At 68.2% G+C, this 17,895-nt stretch carries 12 protein-coding genes, 1 tRNA gene and 1 pseudogene; 7 read left to right on the top strand and 7 right to left on the bottom strand.

The annotated features are described in order from the left end of the window. Positions 1-441 (bottom strand): annotated as a pseudogene (locus AC27IQ_RS09320) (contractile injection system protein, VgrG/Pvc8 family); the annotation flags it as partial. 528 nt (positions 442-969) lie between these two features. On the opposite strand from AC27IQ_RS09320, the gene AC27IQ_RS09325 reads away from it, so the two are divergent. Further along, the gene (locus tag AC27IQ_RS09325; protein ID WP_284406853.1) at positions 970-2,256 is read left to right on the top strand and encodes an O-acetylhomoserine aminocarboxypropyltransferase/cysteine synthase family protein; all 1,287 of its coding nucleotides are present in this window, start codon (positions 970-972) and stop codon (positions 2,254-2,256) included. 119 nt (positions 2,257-2,375) lie between these two features. On the opposite strand, the gene egtB is transcribed toward AC27IQ_RS09325, so the two are convergent. Further along, on the bottom strand, positions 2,376-3,716 hold the full coding sequence (gene egtB, locus AC27IQ_RS09330; protein ID WP_487089301.1) for an ergothioneine biosynthesis protein EgtB: 1,341 nt from the start codon (positions 3,714-3,716) through the stop codon (positions 2,376-2,378). Next, positions 3,713-4,630 carry an L-histidine N(alpha)-methyltransferase gene (egtD, locus tag AC27IQ_RS09335; RefSeq protein WP_487089302.1) on the bottom strand — a complete coding sequence of 306 codons (918 nt, stop codon included), beginning with the start codon at positions 4,628-4,630 and terminating at the stop codon, positions 3,713-3,715. Before egtD ends, egtB begins: the two co-directional genes overlap by 4 nt. Before the next feature lie 324 nt (positions 4,631-4,954). On the opposite strand from egtD, the gene AC27IQ_RS09340 reads away from it, so the two are divergent. Beyond that, on the top strand, positions 4,955-5,983 hold the full coding sequence (locus AC27IQ_RS09340) for a metal-dependent hydrolase (RefSeq protein WP_487089303.1): 1,029 nt from the start codon (positions 4,955-4,957) through the stop codon (positions 5,981-5,983). Positions 5,984-6,049: 66 nt separating this feature from the next. Here AC27IQ_RS09340 and AC27IQ_RS09345 read toward each other — a convergent pair whose 3' ends face one another. Beyond that, the gene (locus AC27IQ_RS09345; protein WP_284412446.1) at positions 6,050-6,646 is read right to left on the bottom strand and encodes an OmpW/AlkL family protein; all 597 of its coding nucleotides are present in this window, start codon (positions 6,644-6,646) and stop codon (positions 6,050-6,052) included. A gap of 144 nt (positions 6,647-6,790) precedes the next feature. Continuing rightward, a complete protein-coding gene (locus AC27IQ_RS09350; protein WP_487089304.1) occupies positions 6,791-7,783 on the bottom strand; it encodes a DUF808 domain-containing protein in 993 nt (330 codons plus the stop codon). Positions 7,784-8,019: 236 nt separating this feature from the next. On the opposite strand from AC27IQ_RS09350, the gene AC27IQ_RS09355 reads away from it, so the two are divergent. Next, positions 8,020-8,736 carry a class I SAM-dependent methyltransferase gene (locus tag AC27IQ_RS09355; RefSeq protein WP_284430932.1) on the top strand — a complete coding sequence of 239 codons (717 nt, stop codon included), beginning with the start codon at positions 8,020-8,022 and terminating at the stop codon, positions 8,734-8,736. A 70-nt stretch (positions 8,737-8,806) separates the two neighbouring features. Here the strand turns inward: AC27IQ_RS09355 and purL are convergent, their stop codons facing one another. Beyond that, a complete protein-coding gene (gene purL, locus AC27IQ_RS09360; protein WP_487089305.1) occupies positions 8,807-12,805 on the bottom strand; it encodes a phosphoribosylformylglycinamidine synthase in 3,999 nt (1,332 codons plus the stop codon). Positions 12,806-13,026: 221 nt separating this feature from the next. Between purL and map the strand changes: the two genes are divergently transcribed. Together map and AC27IQ_RS09370 are read left to right on the top strand one after the other, a co-directional pair. Continuing rightward, entirely contained in the window at positions 13,027-13,842 is an 816-nt protein-coding gene (gene map / locus AC27IQ_RS09365; RefSeq protein ID WP_272569475.1) for a type I methionyl aminopeptidase, read from the top strand. Between the two features lie 116 nt (positions 13,843-13,958). After that, positions 13,959-16,553, top strand: coding sequence for a [protein-PII] uridylyltransferase (locus AC27IQ_RS09370; protein WP_487089306.1), 2,595 nt, complete (start codon positions 13,959-13,961; stop codon positions 16,551-16,553). A gap of 118 nt (positions 16,554-16,671) precedes the next feature. On the opposite strand, the gene def is transcribed toward AC27IQ_RS09370, so the two are convergent. Beyond that, the gene (gene def, locus AC27IQ_RS09375; protein WP_487089307.1) at positions 16,672-17,211 is read right to left on the bottom strand and encodes a peptide deformylase; all 540 of its coding nucleotides are present in this window, start codon (positions 17,209-17,211) and stop codon (positions 16,672-16,674) included. Between the two features lie 88 nt (positions 17,212-17,299). On the opposite strand from def, the gene AC27IQ_RS09380 reads away from it, so the two are divergent. Both AC27IQ_RS09380 and AC27IQ_RS09385 read left to right on the top strand, forming a co-directional pair. Next, positions 17,300-17,728 (top strand): YbaN family protein, encoded by a 429-nt coding sequence (locus AC27IQ_RS09380; protein ID WP_487089308.1) that lies wholly within the window; start codon positions 17,300-17,302, stop codon positions 17,726-17,728. A 91-nt stretch (positions 17,729-17,819) separates the two neighbouring features. Further along, positions 17,820-17,895 (top strand) — tRNA-Asn (locus AC27IQ_RS09385).

A 17,895-nucleotide genomic window follows, 5' to 3' on the forward strand; every position in this document is an offset into this window, starting at 1 on the left:
TCGGTCTCGCCGTACTGCACGCAGTAGTCCCAGCTGCGATACGCCCGCGTGAGCCGCTTTTGCAGGGGGGTGGCCGTATTTGCCGAGCACCTCTTGATGATGTCGGGGGACGGTCTTGTTCTGGAATATCTTGAAGTCGCTCTTGCGCGTGGCCAGCCACAGCCAGGGCTGCAGGCGCAGGCGGTAAGAGTAATACCGGTGGTCTTCGCCTTGCAGGCCGAAGCGGGTGACGATGCCGTCCAGGTAGCGCCGGCCGCCGCCTTCGGTCTCCACCTCCACCGTGGCGTGCTTGCCCAGCAACGCCTTGGGGTCGAGGGACTTGCTCTCGCTCAGCAGATCCACATCCAATACAAACAGCTCGCTCAAGGATTCCTTGCCCTGCAAGCGGCGAAACTGCAGCTGTTCTCCCAATGGCGTTTGGATCGTGACGCGGCGTGTCATTGGCTGACGGTCTTTGGACCGCTCCCTCTCTTGATTTAGAGGCGCGGATGATAGCGATCTATCGCCTTTTCAAAAGAGGTAATAAGTATTTTCTATGCGTATTTTTTGTTTCAAGATGAAATGACTTTTTCAGGTTATCTGATCGGATTAACGACCGCCGAATGTCAAGGGTCAACCATGCTGATCTGGCATTGACTCCAACGTCAACCGCATAACCACACAGTCCAAACCATTACCCATATCGGCCCCTTGCCGACCTTTCGTCAGGAATCGGTTTTTGCCTGCCATGCTTATGGTGAAAATAATTCCAGAGTACCGGACGCGTTTCGCATACGGTGGCTGCCCGAACTCAAAACTGTGCCCGCCATGCGAACGCTGACACCCTTTTGTTGGCCGAAATAAGCACATAGCCAATGCGTTGTTCGGCCGCCGGGCACACGGTGCAAGAATGGCCCGCACTGCGTTGCGCAGGCCTTGCCTGCGCTTCACGCACCCTGTTCCCGTCACCCCAGAAAGAGACAGCAACCCATGCGGATCGAAACCCTCGCCGTCCATGCCGGACAGTCGCCCGACCCCACCACCAAGGCGGTGGCCGTGCCCATCTACCAGACGGTGGCCTATGCCTTCGACAGCGCCCAGCACGGCGCCGACCTGTTCGACCTCAAGGTGCAGGGCAACATCTACACGCGCATCATGAATCCGACCAACGACGTGCTGGAAAAGCGCGTCGCGGCGCTGGAGGGCGGCATCGCCGCGCTGGCCGTGGCCTCGGGCATGGCAGCCATCACCTACGCGATCCAGACCATCGCCGAAGCCGGCGACAACATCGTCTCGGCCAGCACGCTCTACGGCGGCACCTACAACCTCTTCGCCCACACGCTGCCGCAGCAGGGCATTACCACGCGGTTCGCCGATCCGCGCGACCCGGCCAGCTTCGCGCAGCACATCGACGCACGCACCAAAGCCATCTTCATCGAATCCATCGGCAACCCGCTGGGCAACGTGACCGACATCGCGGCCCTGGCCCGGGTGGCGCACGACCATGGCGTGCCGCTCATCGTGGACAACACGGTGCCCAGCCCCTATCTGCTGCGCCCCATCGAACACGGCGCCGACATCGTGGTGCATTCGCTCACCAAGTACCTGGGCGGCCACGGCAACAGCGTGGGCGGCGCCATCGTGGACAGCGGCAAGTTCCCCTGGGCGAAGCACAAGGCGCGCTTTCCCCGCCTGAACGAGCCCGATGTGAGCTACCACGGCGTGGTCTACACCGAGGCGCTGGGTGAGGCGGCCTTCATCGGCCGCGCGCGCGTGGTGCCACTGCGCAACACCGGCGCGGCGCTGGCCCCGCAGAACGCGTTCCTGATCCTGCAGGGCATCGAGACGCTCGCGCTGCGCATGGACCGCATCTGCGAGAACACGCTGGCCATTGCGCGCTCGCTGCAAGGCCATCCCAAGGTGGAGTGGGTGCGCTACGCCGGCCTGCCGGACCACCCGGACCACGCGCTGGTGCAGCGCCAGCTGGGCGGGCGGGCGTCGGGCATCCTGTCGTTCAGCCTGCGTTCGGAAGAAGGCACGGACCCACGTGCGGCAGGTGCGCGCTTCCTGGATGCGCTGCAGCTCTTCACGCGCCTGGTGAACATCGGCGACGCCCGCTCGCTGGCCACGCACCCCGCGTCGACCACGCACCGCCAGCTCGATGCCGGCGAGCTGGCCAAGGCCGGGGTCACGGAAGGCATGGTGCGGCTGTCCGTGGGGATCGAGCACATCGAAGACCTGCAGGCCGACCTGGCGCAGGCGCTGCAGGCGGTGTGACCGCCGCACGGTCGGGGCGGCGGACTGCGGCCGCCCCCACGCGATCCATGGTCTTTTGGGCCTCCAGAGCAATCAGCACTAGGGCATTTCGCTATTAATTCAATAGCAAATCAATCCCGTCACAGATCCCGCGCCAGCCGCAGCCCCGAGAACTGCCAGCGCGCGGTGGCGGGAAAGAAGTTGCGGTACGTCGCCCGCACATGCCCGGCGGGCGTCGCGCACGAGCCGCCGCGCAGCACGTATTGGTTGACCATGAACTTGCCGTTGTACTCGCCCACTGCGCCCTCGGCCACGCGGAAACCGGGGTAGGCAGCGTAGCTGGACTGCGTCCACTCCCACACGTCGCCGAACATTTGCACCAGGCCCCGCCCGGCATCAGAGGCCGGCCGCGGGTGCAACGTGCCGCTGTCGGCAAAGTGGCCGCTGGCAGCGTTCGCCCCCTGCACGCCCTGCACGGCCTGGGAGGTGGCCGCCACCTCCCATTCGGCCTCGGTGGGCAGGCGCGCACCGGCCCAGCGTGCATAGGCGTCGGCCTCGTAATACGACAGGTGCACCGCGGGTGCGTGGGGTTGGAGCGGACGCGGTCCGGCCAGCGTGAACTCGTACCAGGCCACGCCCTGGCGTTGCCAGTAGATGGGGTGCGACAGCTGCTGCGCCCGCACCCAGTCCCAGCCCTCGGCCAGCCAGTGGGCGGATTCCTGGTAGCCGCCGTCCTCGACGAACGCCAGGTATTCGGCGGTGGTCACCGGCCGGTTGGCCAGCTCGAACGGCTGCAGGTACACGCGGTGGCGCGGCCCCTCGTTGTCGAAGGCGAAGCCGCCCCGGTCCCCGCCCGGATGGCCGATCTCGCACACGCCACCGGCAAAGGGCTGCCAGGCCAGCGGGACGCCGCCGGCCGGCAAAGGCTGGGCCTGCTGCTGCGGCTGCGCCTGCGCGTGCCCCGGCAGGCGGTAGGCCGGCCACAACGGGCTGCACGACAGCAGGTGCTTGACGTCGGTGAGGATCAGTTCCTGGTGCTGCTGCTCGTGCTGCAGCCCCAGTTCGACCAGGGCCGCCAGCGCGGCATCGTCCGGCCGCTCGGCCATCAGGCGCGACATGCGGCTGTCCACGTCGGCCCGGTAGGCCAGCACCTGCGGCAGTGCGGGCCGGGTGAGCAGGCCGCGCTGCGGCCGCGGGTGCTTGTCGCCCACGCCGTTGTAGTAGGAATTGAAGATCACCCGGAAGGCGGGATGGAACGGCGCGAAGCCGGGCTCGTTCGGCTCCAGGATGAAGGTCTCGAAGAACCAGGTGGTGTGCGCCAGGTGCCATTTCACCGGGCTGGCGTCGGGCATGGATTGCGCGCAGCAATCCTCGTCGGACAGCGGCAGCGCCAGGGCCATGGAGGCGCGGCGCACCTCGGCGTAGCGCACGCTCAGCGTGCAGGGTGCGACGGGGTGGGGAATGCGGGTGGCGAAGTTCATGGCTGGGCATGCACCACGGCGAACCAGCCCCGCTCGTCCGTCCAGGCCTGAGCGCGCGAAAAGCCCGCGCGCGCCAGCAGCGCCTGGAAGGCCGTGAGGCTGTATTTGTAGCTGTTCTCGGTGTGAATGCGCTCGCCCGCGGCAAAGTCGCGGCCTCCGCCAGGCCAGCGCACCTGCACACCTTCGCGGGCCTCCAGGTGCATTTCGATGCGCGACTGCTCCCCGTTGAAGAACGCCCGGTGCTCCCACGCCTCGGGCGTGAAATCGCTGCCGATGAGCCGGTTCACATGGGCCAGCACATTGCGGTTGAACGCGGCCGTGACGCCGGCGGCATCGTCGTAGGCCGCCTGCAGCACATCCACATCCTTGGGCAGATCGATGCCGATCAGCAGCGCGCCATCGTCATCGACCAGCGAGCGCATGCGTGACAGCAGCTCCAACGCCTGGGGTGGGTCGAAATTGCCGATCGACGAGCCAGGGTAAAACACCACGCGGCGTGCACGGGGAATGTCCGGGGGCAGCTGGATGGGGCGGGTCAGATCGCCCGCCACCGCATGGGCCTGCAGTGCGGGCAGGTCGCTGCACAGGCGGGCCACGCCCTCGCGCAGGAAGTCCGCCGAGATGTCCACGCCCACGAACCGCTCGGGCTGCAGCAGGCGGCACAGCGTGCGCGCCTTCTCGCAGTTGCCCGCGCCCAGTTCGATGACGGTGCCGCCCTGCCCCACGGCGCGGGCGATGTCGTCGCCGTGCGTCCGCATGAGCGCGTGCTCGGTGCGGGTGGGGTAGTACTCGGGCAATCGGGTGATTTCCTCGAACAGCTGGGAGCCCCGCTGGTCGTAGAAATACTTGGGGGAAATGCACGCGGGACGGCGGGCCAACCCCTGGAGGATGTCGTGGTGCGGTGTGTTCTGCATGTCGCTCGGGGGCTGGGTCTGTCGGATCGCGGCGCACCGGGGGCGGCGCGGCTGCAACGCATGGCCGCCTCCAATCGCTCTCCGGCAACCTGAGACGGCCATGTAACAGAGCATTACAGACGCCCCGCCACCCGGATGTAGGACACGTCCGCAAATCCATCAGCGCCATCCGGCAGCGCATCGGCTGCGCTTTACGGGACACGCATGACCATCATCCCCGCCACCGCACGGTTTTTTTCGCAGGCCCCATGGCGCGCCCGCGCGGCTGCGCCACACTCCGCCGATCGACACCACCGGCCGGCTACCACGGCCTGCTTCGCTGCCATGGATTCCCTGACCCAGATCGCCCTTGGTTCCGCCGTTTCCCTCGCCGTGATGGGCCGGCGCACCGCCCCCTGGAAAGCCGCGCTGTGGGGTGCGGTGGCGGGCACGCTGCCCGACCTGGACGCCTTCATCGACCACGGCAATGCCATTGCCAACATGGTCGAGCACCGGGCGGAAAGCCATGCCCTGCTGTACCTCAGCCTGTTTTCGCTGCCCCTGGGCGCGCTGGTGGCGCGCCTGCATGGCGAGCAGGCCGGCTGGCGAAGGTGGTGGCTGGCGATGTGGCTCGCGCTCGTCACCCACCCGCTGCTGGATGGCATGACGGTGTACGGCACCCAGTTGTGGAAGCCGTTCACCAGCCACCCGTACGGGGTGGGCAGCATCTTCATCATCGACCCGCTGTACACCGTGCCGCTGATCGTCGGCGTGGTCGCCGCGCTGGCGAGCGGCCCGCCGGTCGGGGCCCGCTGGAACCGCTGGGGCCTGGTGCTCAGCACGCTCTACCTGGCGTGGAGCGTGGGCGTGCAGCAGCACGTCACCGGCGTGGCGATGGCCTCGCTGCGCATGCAGGGCCTGCCGGTGCAGACGGTGCTGGTGACACCCACCCCGTTCAACACCCTGCTGTGGCGCGTGGTGGCGGTCACGCCCACCCAATATGCCGAAGGCTTCTATGCCCTGGCCGACGGCAACAGGCCTATGCAATGGACGGTGCACGAGCGCGGGGCCCCGCTGATCCAGCGCTACGGGACCGTGCCGGACGTACAGCGGGTGGCGCGCTTCAGCCACGGCTTCTATCGCATGCGTTCGCGGGACGGCCGCGTCTTCCTGACCGATCTGCGCCTGGGACAGGAGCCCGACTACAGCTTCCAGTTCGATCTCGGCACGCCCGCGCAGCTGGATGCCGGCCAGCCCGAGGTGGCGCTGCGCGGACAGCGCCCGGACATCGGCACGGCCCTCGCCGCGCTGTGGCGGCGCATGTGGGGGCATGCGGGCGGCTCGGGGCCGTTCGGTGCCGGCACGGCCCCATGAAAAAAGCCGGCGCCACGCGCCGGCTTTCCCCACCAGTCTGTCAGTGGCCGCACCCGCGGCCCACGGTCAGAACCGCCAACCCAGGCCCACGCCGGCCAGCACGGGATCGATCTTGAAGGTGCCCAGCTTGGCACCGGCTGCGAACACGTCGGTCTGGATGTAGACCTTCTTCACGTCGAAGTTCAGCACCAGGTTCTTGGTGAGGGGAATGTCCACGCCGACCTGCAGGGCGCCGCCCCAGCTGCTCTTGTCGATGCTCACACCAGCGGGCAGGCGCACGCTGGAAAACCGCGTGTAGTTCACGCCAGCGCCCACGTAGGGACGAAAGCCCGCGGTGTCGAAGTGGTACTGCAGCATCAGCGAAGGCGGCAGGTGCTTGAGCGTGCCGATCTGCGCGTTCAGGGCGCTGGAGGACAGCCGCTGCTTCTGGGGCACGGTCAGCACCAGCTCGGCGGCGATGTTGCGGTTGAAGAAATAGGAGATGTCGACTTCAGGCAGCGTCTTGTCGTTGATCGACAGGCCCAGGCCGGTGCTGTCCTTGTTGGAGGAATCCAGGTTCACGGCACGCGCACGAACGAGCCAGGGGCCTTCCGCCGTTTGCGCGAAGGCGGCGCCGGAGGTCAATGCGCACAGCACGGCCAGGGCCAGCAGGTTTTTTTTCATACGGAAACTCGATGCGTTGAACGGGGACGACCCCCGTGCATGCATTGGGCCGGCAAACGGCCCGGGCGGCCTTGCCATGGATCAAACCGCCGGCAGGTTGTGCCGCAGCGCCACGAGGGCCGCAAAGCGCCCTCCTCCCCGCTCTCAGTGCGCGCCCTTGCCCCGCATGCGCTGCACCAGCGTGACTACCGCCAGCACTGCGGCACCGGCCACGATGCCCACCACCGCATTGAGCAGGTTGGGCACCAGCACGCGCCACAGGCCGCCCGCCGGCCACTGGGCCGCCGATGTGGCCAGGCCCTCGACCGCGTGGTGGACGACGGGCACGCCATGCACCAGAATGCCGCCGCCCACGAGGAACATGGCTGCCGTGCCGGCGACCGAGAGCACCTTCATGAGCCAGGGCGCGGCGGCCACGATGCCGCGGCCCAGCGCCTGTGCGGCGCGACCCGTCTTGCGGGTGAGCCACAGGCCCAGGTCGTCCAGCTTGACGATGCCGGCCACCAGGCCGTACACGCCCACTGTCATGATGAGCGCGATGCCGGCCAGCACGGCCACCTGCTGCCCGAACGGGGCGCTGGCGACCGTGCCCAGCGTGATGGCGATGATCTCGGCGGACAGGATGAAGTCGGTGCGCACCGCGCCCTTGACCTTGTCCTTCTCGAAGGCGGCGATGTCCACCGCCGGGTTGGCGTTGGCCAGGGCATGCGCCTCGCGGCCCGCCTCTTCCTTGGGGGCATCGCCGTGGGGCAGGAACCGGTGCGCCAGCTTCTCCGCACCCTCGAAGCACAGGAACGCGCCGCCCACCATGAGCAGCGGCGTCACCGCCCAGGGAATGAAGGCGCTGATCAGCAGCGCGGCCGGCACCAGGATGGCCTTGTTGACGAGCGAGCCCTTGGCCACCGCCCAGACCACGGGAATCTCGCGATCGGCGCGCACGCCCGTGACCTGCTGGGCATTGAGCGCCAGATCGTCGCCCAGCACGCCGGCGGTTTTCTGCGCCGCCACCTTGGTCATGACGGACACGTCATCGGCCATGGCGGCACTCTTCTTGGCAGCGACCTTGGTCATCAGGGCCACGTCGTCCAGAACGGTGGCGATATCGTCGAGCAGCGTCAAAAGGCTGGCACCGGCCATGGGAATCCTTAAAAAATCGAGGGAGGGAGCGGGTCCACGGGCACGGCGGCGAAAGGCTGCAAGGCCACGGGAACGCCGCGCGGGCCGGGCATGCCGGCCGAAAAGCCTGGCGCCCGTCGCCCAGGCGGCGCCCACTATAGCAACGCCCTGCGATGGGTCCGTGTCGGTGCAAGGCGCATACTGGTGGCCTTCCCACCGATATCGGGGTCCTGCACGCGGGCTCTCGCTCCCGCCGCATGCCAGGCTACCTGACCAAGCAAGAAAACATCGCCATCGCCGGCGTCGACGACCTCGTCATCCGCTCCCTGCTGGACCGCCAGCAGTTCTCCGACCCCCTCGGCGACGCCGAAACCCTGGGCATCTCCTCCGCCGCCTGGCCCCTCTTCGGCCTGCTGTGGCCCTCGGGCGCGCAACTGGCCGCACGCATGGCGGCGCGGCCCGTGCAGGCGGGCGAGCGCATCCTGGAACTGGGCTGCGGCCTGGCGCTGGCCAGCCTGGTGTGCCACCGGCAAGGCGCCGACGTGACCGCGAGCGACTGCCACCCGCTGGCCGGCACCTTCCTGCGCGAGAACCTGCGCCTGAACGGCATGGGCACCATGAAGTACCGACAGGGCCAATGGGGCAGCGGCGAAGCGCTGGGCCCGCCGCAGCAGGACGAGAGCCCGCTCGCGCAGGCGCACGGCGGCCCGGTGCACGGGCTGTTCGACCTCATCATGGGCAGCGACCTGCTGTATGAACGCGATGCCCGCGCCAGCCTCGCGCATTTCATCGGCCTGCACGCGGGCCCCGCGGCCCAGGTCTGGATCGTGGACCCGGACCGGGGCAACCGCGCCGCCTTCAGCAAGCAGATGGCCGCGCAGGGCTTCGGCCTGCGCGAAGAACGGCTGGACCGTGCCGCGCTGGACGATGCGCCCGCCTACAAAGGCCGGCTGCTGGTGTACCGCCGCACCTGAACGCCGAAGACGACACGAGCACACAGGCCGCCGGAGCGCGCCGGGCGCGCTCCCGGCTCTTCGGCCTTCCTCATCCCACCCAGCGGCGCGCGTTGCGCCAGATGCGCATCCACGGGCTCAGCGCGCTGCGGTCGCCGCTGGTCCAGCTCATCTGCACGTTGCGGAACACGCGTTCGGCGTGCGGCATCATGGCCGTGAAGCGCCCATCGGCCGTGGTCACCGCCGTGAGGCCACCCGCGCTGCCGTTGGGGTTGAACGGGTACTGCTCGGTGGCCGCGCCGTGGTGGTCCACATACCGCATGGCGGCGATGGCCTGGGCCGGGTCGCCGCGGTACTTGAAGTTGGCGTAGCCCTCGCCGTGCGCCACGGCGATCGGCAGGCGGCTGCCCGCCATGCCGGCGAAGAACAGGCTGGGCGATTCCAGCACCTCCACCAGCGACAGCCGCGCCTCGAAGCGCTCGCTCTGGTTGGTGGTGAAGCGGGGCCAGGCCTCGGCGCCGGGAATGATGTCGGCCAGCTCGGCGAACATCTGGCAGCCGTTGCACACACCCAGGCCGAAAGTGTCCTTGCGGCCGAAGAAGCCCTGGAATTGCTCCGACAGCACTGGATTGAACGTGATCGAACGCGCCCAGCCGATGCCCGCGCCCAGCGTGTCGCCGTAGCTGAAGCCGCCGCAGGCGACCACGCCGGCAAAGTCCGACAGCTGCGCGCGGCCCGCCTGCAGATCGGTCATGTGCACGTCGTAGGCCTCGAAGCCCGCCTCGGTGAAGGCATAGGCCATCTCGATGTGCGAGTTGACCCCCTGCTCGCGCAGGATGGCGACCTTCGGCCGCGCGAGGTTCAGGAACGGCGCGGCCACGTCCTCGGCCGGATCGAACGTGAGCGCTACGTGCAGGCCCGGATCATTGGGCACGCCTGCGGCGGCATGCTCGGCATCGGCCGTGGCCGGGTTGTCGCGCTGCTGCGTGATCTTCCAGCTCACCGCGTCCCACACCTGGTGCAGGTCGGACAGGGTGGCGCTGAACACGTTCTTGGCATCGCGCCACACCTGCAGCTCGCCCTTGCCGGCGTCCATGGTGGACGAGGTAGGCCGCGTCTTGCCGATGAAGTGGCTGGACCGGGACAGGCCGTGCTCGCGCAGGGTCTGCATGACCTCGTTGCGCTCGGCGGTGCGCACCTGCAGCACCACGCCCAGCTCTTCGTTGAACAGCGCCTTGAGCGTCAGCTCCTCGCGGCGCGCGCTCACCTGCGAGGCCCAGTTCTTGGCGTCGCCCGTCTCCATGCGGCTGTCGCTGATGCCGTCGCCCTCGGTCACGAGCAGATCGACGTTCAGCGCCACGCCCACATGGCCGGCGAAGGCCATCTCGGCCACCGCGGCCAGCAGGCCGCCGTCGCTGCGGTCGTGGTAGGCCAGAATCTGGCCCTTGGCGCGCAGCGCGTTCACGGCATCGACCAGGCGCACCAGGTCCTGCGCGTCGTCCAGGTCGGGCGCCACGTCGCCGCTCTGGCCCAGCACCTGGCCCAGGATGCTGCCGCCCATGCGGGCCTTGCCATGGCCCAGGTCGATCAGCACCAGCGTGGTGTCGTCCTGCGCCGCGTCCAGCTGCGGCGTGAGCGTGCCGCGCACGTCGGCCAGCGTGGCGAAGGCGCTGACGATCAGGCTCACGGGGGAGGTGACCTTCTTCGCACCGCTGTCATCCTTCCACTGGGTGCGCATGGACAGCGAATCCTTGCCCACCGGGATCGAAATGCCCAGCGCCGGGCACAGCTCCATGCCCACGGCCTTCACGGTGGCGTAGAGCGCTGCATCCTCGCCGGGCTCGCCGCAGGCGGCCATCCAGTTGGCCGAGAGCTTCACGCGCGGCAGCTCGATGGGCGCGGCCAGCAGATTGGTGATGGCCTCGGCCACGGCCATGCGGCCCGAGGCGGGCGCGTCGATGGCGGCCAGCGGCGTGCGCTCGCCCATGCTCATGGCCTCGCCGGCAAAGCCCTGGAAGTCGGCCAGCGTGACGGCGCAGTCGGCCACCGGCACCTGCCAGGGGCCCACCATCTGGTCGCGGTGCGACAAGCCGCCCACCGTGCGGTCACCGATGGTGATGAGAAAGCGCTTGCTCGCCACCGTGGGGTGCGCCAGCACGTCGATCACCGCCTTTTGCAGCGCCACGCCCGTGAGATCGATGGGCGCGAATTCGCGCTGCACGGTCTTCACGTCGCGGTGCATCTTGGGCGGCTTGCCCAGCAGCACCTCCATGGGCATGTCCACCGGCAGCTTCTGATCGCCGGTGGCGGCCGTGTCCTCCAGCACCAGCTGGCGGTGCTCGGTGGCCGTGCCGATCACGGCGAACGGGCAGCGCTCGCGCTCGCAGAAGGCGCGGAACTGCTCCAGCGATTGCGGCGCGATCGCCAGCACGTAGCGCTCCTGGCTTTCGTTGGACCAGATCTCTTTCGGGGCCAGGCCCGACTCCTCGAGCTGCACCGCGCGCAGGTCGAAGTGCGCACCCCGGCCGGCGTCGTTGGTCAGCTCGGGGAAGGCATTGGACAGCCCGCCCGCGCCCACGTCGTGGATCGCCAGGATGGGGTTGGCCGCACCCTGCGCCCAGCAGTGGTTGATGACCTCCTGCGCGCGGCGCTCGATCTCGGGGTTGCCGCGCTGCACGGAGTCGAAATCGAGCTCCGCCGCGTTCGCGCCCGTGGCCATGGAACTGGCCGCGCTGCCGCCCATGCCGATGCGCATGCCTGGGCCGCCCAGCTGGATCAGCAGCGAGCCGGCCGGGAATTCGATCTTCTGCGTGAGGCCTGCATCGATGGTGCCCAGGCCGCCGGCGATCATGATGGGCTTGTGGTAGCCCCGGTCCACGCCGCCCACCGACTGCTCGTACTCGCGGAAATAGCCCAGCAGGTTGGGCCGGCCGAACTCGTTGTTGAACGCCGCGCCGCCCAGGGGGCCTTCCACCATGATCTGCAACGGGCTGGCGATGTGCTCGGGCTTGCCGAACTCGCCGCCCCAGAGCTTGGACACCGTGAAGCCGGTCATGCCCGCCTTGGGCTTGGAGCCGCGGCCCGTGGCGCCTTCGTCGCGGATCTCGCCGCCCGCGCCGGTGGAAGCGCCGGGGAACGGCGAGATGGCCGTGGGGTGGTTGTGCGTTTCCACCTTCATCAGGATGTGGTTCGTGACGCTACTCTTTTCATAGCACACTGCCCTAGTGGAATTTGCACTGGCGGGCATTTTGGCCAAAAACCGCTCGACACGCGTGCCTTCCATGACCGAGGCATTGTCCGAATACGCCACCACCGTGTGCTGGGGCGCCAGCTGATGGGTGTTGCGGATCATGGCGAACAGGCTCTTGTCCTGCTTCTCGCCGTCGATGGTGAACTGCGCATTGAAGATCTTGTGGCGGCAGTGCTCGCTGTTGGCCTGCGCGAACATCATCAGCTCCACGTCGGTGGGGTTGCGCGCCAGGCCCTGGAAGGCATTGACCAGGTAGTCGATCTCGTCGTCGGCCAGGGCCAGGCCCCACTGGGCGTTGGCCGCCTCAACCGCCGCGCGCCCGCCGCCCAGCACATCGACGAACTCCATCGGCGCGGCCGGCAGCTCGGTGAACAGGGCCTCGGCGCCCGAGCGGTCCCACACCACCGACTCGGTCATGCGGTCGTGCAGCAGCGCGGCGATCTGTCCGCGCTGCGCGTCGGTCAGCGTGGGCGTGCCGCCCAGCAGGCCGGATTTGAGCGAGAGGCGGTATTCGGTGATGCGCTCCACGCGGCGCAGCGCCAGGCCGCAGTTGTGCGCGATATCGGTCGCCTTCGACGCCCAGGGCGAGACCGTGCCCAGGCGCGGCGTGACAACGATGGCCGGGCCATCGGACGGGCCGCCGTAGGGGTCCCCATAGGTCAGCAGCGCGGCGAAGCGATCGGTTTCGGCCGGGGTGGGCACCGCGTCGGTGGCCACCAGGTGCACGAAGCGGGCGGCGATGCCCGTGATGCGGTCGTGGATGGCCTGCAGCGCGGGCAGCAGCTGGCGCATGCGGAAGGCGCTGAGGGCGTTGCCGCCTTCGAACGTGCTGAGGTGCAAGGAGGGCTTCGTGGACGATGTCGGCGAGATCACTTCGGCGGCCTGTTGGGTGATGGAAAAGGTGCGGCCCCACCCTGGACCGCCGGCCGCTGACTGGGGCCGGCTGGGCAGGGTGCGGAGAATGCTGAGCCCGGCATTTTACCGGGGGCGGATCGCATCGCCGACGAGGCCTTCGCCCGCGTGGCCCGCATCGGCCAAGCGCCGATGGGATAATTGGCCCCATGAGCATCACCATCAAAGACGCCGAAGGCATCGCCGGCATGCGAGAGGCATGCCGACTGGCTTCGGAAGTGCTGGACTACATCGCGCCCCACATCCAGCCTGGCATCACCACGAACGAAATCGACCGCCTCGCGGCCGAATGCATGGCGCAGCAGGGCACCATCTCCGCCACCATCGGCTACCAGCCGCCGGGCTATCCGCCCTACCCCAAGTCGCTGTGCACGTCGATCAACAACGTGGTCTGCCACGGCATCCCGAACGACAAGCCCCTGAAGAAGGGCGACATCATGAACGTGGACGTCACCGTCATCACCAAGGACGGCTGGTACGGCGACAACAGCCGCATGTACCTGATCGGCGACGTCTCCATCGCCGCCAAGCGCCTGTGCAGCCTCACCTTCGACGCCATGTGGATCGGCATCCAGCGCGTCAAGCCCGGCGCCCGCCTGGGGGACATTGGCCACGCCATCCAGAAGTACGCCGAGGGCCACGGCCTGTCGGTGGTGCGCGAGTTCTGCGGCCACGGCATCGGCCAGAAATTCCACGAAGAGCCCCAGGTGCTGCACTACGGCTACCCCGGCACGCTGGATGAGCTGCTGCCCGGCATGACCTTCACCATCGAGCCCATGCTGAACGCCGGCCGCCGCGAGGTGAAGGAGTTCGGCAACGACGGCTGGACCATCGTGACCAAGGACCGCAGCCTGTCGGCGCAGTGGGAGCACACCGTGCTGGTGACCGAGACCGGCTACGAAGTCCTCACCCTGTCGGCCGGATCGCCGCCGCTGCCAGCCTTCGTGACCGCCACGAAGACCTGACCGGAACACGGCGCGCGGGCCGGCCGCGCGGCGGCCGGGCGCACGGTTCTTGCTTTGCCTGGTGCTAACCTGCCAACCCAGTCGCCCCATCCGCACCCGCCACCCCGCCGCCGTCCATGACCGACCTGCAAACCCTGCGCGACGCCTACCGCCAAGACAAGGCCACCCTGCTCGCGTCGCTGCAATCCACGGGCGCCTCCACGCGCGGCGTTCGCACCCTGCTGCACAAGCTCTCCACCCTGGCGGACCGCCTGCTGCGCCAGCTGTGGCAGCGCGCCGGCATGCCGGACGACCTGGCGCTGGTGGCCGTGGGTGGCTACGGCCGGGCGCAGCTCTTTCCCCATTCCGACGTGGACGTGCTCGTCCTGCTACCGGATGGCGCCACGCCCGGGGCCGGCTGCGCCTTGTCCACGTGCATCGAATCGTTCATCGGCAGCTGCTGGGACGCGGGCCTGGAGATCGGCTCCAGCGTGCGCACGGTGGCCGAGTGCCTGACCGAATCCGCGGCCGACGTGACCGTGCAGACCTCGCTGCTCGAAGCCCGCCGCGTCTGCGGCAGCTCGCCGCTGTTCGCCGCGTTCCAGCAGCGCTACGACGCGCAGATGGACGCGCAGGACTTCCTCATCGCCAAGACGCTGGAGATGCGCCAGCGCCACACCAAGTACGAGAACACGCCCTACTCGCTGGAGCCCAACTGCAAGGAGTCGCCCGGCGGCCTGCGCGACCTGCAGACGGTGCTGTGGGTCGCCCGCGCGGCCGGCCTGGGACGCGACTGGCGCGAACTGGCCGCCAACGGCATGGCCACGCCGTTCGAGGTGGCCCAGATCGAGCGCAACGAGGCCGTGCTGTTTCTCATCCGCGCGCGGCTGCACGCCGTGGCCGGCCGCCACGAGGACCGGCTGGTGTTCGACCTGCAGACCGCCGTGGCCGAATCGTTCGGCTACCGCTCCCACTCGCCCGACGGCAAGCGCCTGGCCATGCGCGCAAGCGAAACCCTCATGCGCCGCTATTACTGGGCGGCCAAGGCCGTGTCGCAGCTCAGCCAGATCCTGCTGCTGAACATCGAGGAGCGGCTCAGCCCCTCCACGCACGAACTGCACCGCATCAACGACCGCTTCTTCGAAAAGGCCGGCCTCGTCGAGGTGGCGAGCGATGACCTGTACGAGAAGCAACCCCACGCCATCCTGGAAACCTTCCTGCTCTACGAAACCACGCTGGGGCTGAAGGACCTGTCGGTGCGCACGCTGCGCGCGCTCTACAACGCCCGCGGGGCGATGGACAGCGCCTTCCGCCGCGACCCGGTCAACCGCGCGACCTTCATGAAGATCCTGCGGCAGCCCTCGGGCATCACGCATGCGATGCGGCTCATGAACCAGACCTCGGTGCTGGGCCGCTACCTCTGGCCGTTTCGCCGCATCGTGGGCCAGATGCAGCACGACCTGTTCCACGTCTACACCGTGGACCAGCACATCCTGATGGTGCTGCGCAACGTGCGCCGCTTCTTCATGGCCGAGCATGCGCACGAATACCCGTTCTGCTCGCAGTTGGCCGGCGGCTGGGACAAGCCATGGCTGCTGTACCTGGCGGCGCTGTTCCACGACATCGGCAAGGGCCGCGGCGGCGACCACTCCAAGATCGGCGCAGAGGAAGTGCGCCACTTCTGCCGCCAGCACGGCGTGGACGAGGAAGACGCGGCGCTGGTCGAGTTCCTGGTCCGCGAGCACCTGGCCATGAGCCAGGTCGCGCAAAAGCAGGACCTGTCCGATCCGGACGTGATCGGCGCTTTCGCCCAGCGCGTGGGCAGCGAGCGCCGCCTCACCGCGCTGTACCTGCTCACCGTGGCGGACATCCGCGGCACCAGCCCCAAGGTCTGGAACGCGTGGAAGGGCAAGCTGCTGGAAGACCTGTACCGCGCCACGCTGCGCGCCCTGGGCGGCCACGCCCCCAATGCCGCCGCCGAAATCGAGGCCCGCAAGCGCGAAGCCATGGTCATGCTGGCGCTGCAGGCCCAGCCGTTCGAGGCGCACAAGAAGCTGTGGGACACGCTGGACGTGGGCTATTTCATGCGGCACGAAGCCGCCGACATCGCCTGGCACACGCGCCACCTCTCGCGCTACGTGGGTACCGGCCGCACCGTGGTCCGCGCGCGGCAGTCGCTGGCGGGCGAAGGTCTGCAGGTGGCGGTTTATGCGCCCGACCAGCCCGACCTCTTCGCCCGCATCTGCGGCTATTTCGACCGGGCAGGCTTCAGCATCCTCGATGCGCGGGTGCACACCGCCCACGATGGCTGCGCGCTCGACACGTTCCAGGTCGTGGCCTCGGAGCAGGCCGGGCACTACCGCGAACTCACGCACATGGTGGAGAGCGATCTCGCCCGCGCGATCGAGGACGAAACCGCGGGCCTGCCCGAGCCAGCACGCAAGCGCGTCTCCCGCCGCGTGAAGAGCTTTCCCGTGGCCCCGCGCGTCACGCTGCGCCCCGACGAGAAAGCCCAGCGCTGGCTCATCAACATCTCCGCCAGCGACCGGGCGGGCCTGCTCTACCTGGTGGCGCGCATCCTTTCGCGCCACCACCTGAGCGTGCAGCTGGCCAAGGTCAGCACCCTGGGCGAGCGCGTGGAAGACACCTTCCTCGTGCACGGCCCGGAACTGCAGAGCAACGCACGGCAGATCCAGATCGAGACCGAACTGCTGAACGCGTTGTCCGAGTGAAGGGCCACTGGGATACGCCCCATCCGATGCTACTTATTTGATAGCATAACGCCCTAGTATTGTTTGCGCTGGCGGCCAATTCCATTCATATTTTCCGAGGCAACGCTTGCCTGGTCCGTCAGTCGTCTTCCGCGTCGGCGAGCTCGGGAAACAGCACCTCGGTGTAGCCGAACTGGGTGAAGTCGCGCACCCGCATCGGGTAGAGCTTGCCGATCAGGTGGTCGCATTCGTGCTGCACCACGCGCGCATGGAACCCCTCCGCCGTGCGATCGATCGGGTCGCCATACGGGTCCAGGCCCTGGTAGCGGATGCGGGACCAGCGCGGCACCTTGCCGCGCAGGCCGGGAACGGACAGGCACCCTTCCCAGTCCTCTTCCTCCTCGTCGCCCAGCGGGATGATCTGCGGGTTGAGCAACACGGTGCGCGGCACCAGGGGCCGGTCGGGGTAGCGGGGGTTCTTGCGGTCCGAGCCGAAGATCACCAATTGCAGATCCACGCCGATCTGCGGCGCGGCCAGGCCGGCGCCATTGACGGCCTCCATGGTGTCCAGCATGTCGCGCACCAGCAGGTGCAGCGCGTCGGTGTCGAACTCGGTCACGGGCTGGGCCACGCGCAGCAGGCGCGGATCGCCCATCTTGAGAATGTGTTGAACGGTCATGGGAATGAAAAGAAGGGCCGACGGTCAGCGTCGAAGTGCCCGCAGCATAGCGCGCCGACCAACCCCATGCCGCAGGCACAATCCAGGCATGCCGCCCCCGCCCCCGCCAGCGCCTTTGCCACCGCCACCGCCCCGCCCTGCTCCGCTGCCCCTGCCGGTGCGCTGGCTGCTGCTGTGCTTTGCGGTGCTGAGCCTGGTGACCGGCATCATCGGCATCTTCGTGCCCGGCCTGCCGACCACGGTGTTCATCCTCATGGCCGGCTGGGCGGCGGCCCGCAGTTCGCCCCGGCTGCATGCGTGGCTGTGGCGCCACCCGCTTTTCGGCCCCATGCTGCGCGACTGGGCCAACGGCGGCCAGGTGAGCCGCCGCGCCAAGTGGAGCGCCAGCATCCTCATGGCGCTCGCGGCGGCCGTGCTCATCTTCAGCCACGCACCCCGCTGGGTGGCCATCAGCGCTTCGCTGTGCATGGCATGCGTGCTCGCCTGGCTGTGGCAACGGCCAGAGCCGGCCCGTTGAGGGCCATGTGAGGCAACTTGCAACCCGATCCATCAGGCAACCGCAGTTCTTCGAATTTGCTCACTTTTTGTGTATATAATCTAAGTCTTGTTCCTCGATAGCTCAGTCGGTAGAGCGCCGGACTGTTAATCCGTAGGTCCCTGGTTCGAGCCCAGGTCGAGGAGCCA

It is taken from the genome of Acidovorax sp. KPB24-07 (assembly GCF_057543315.1).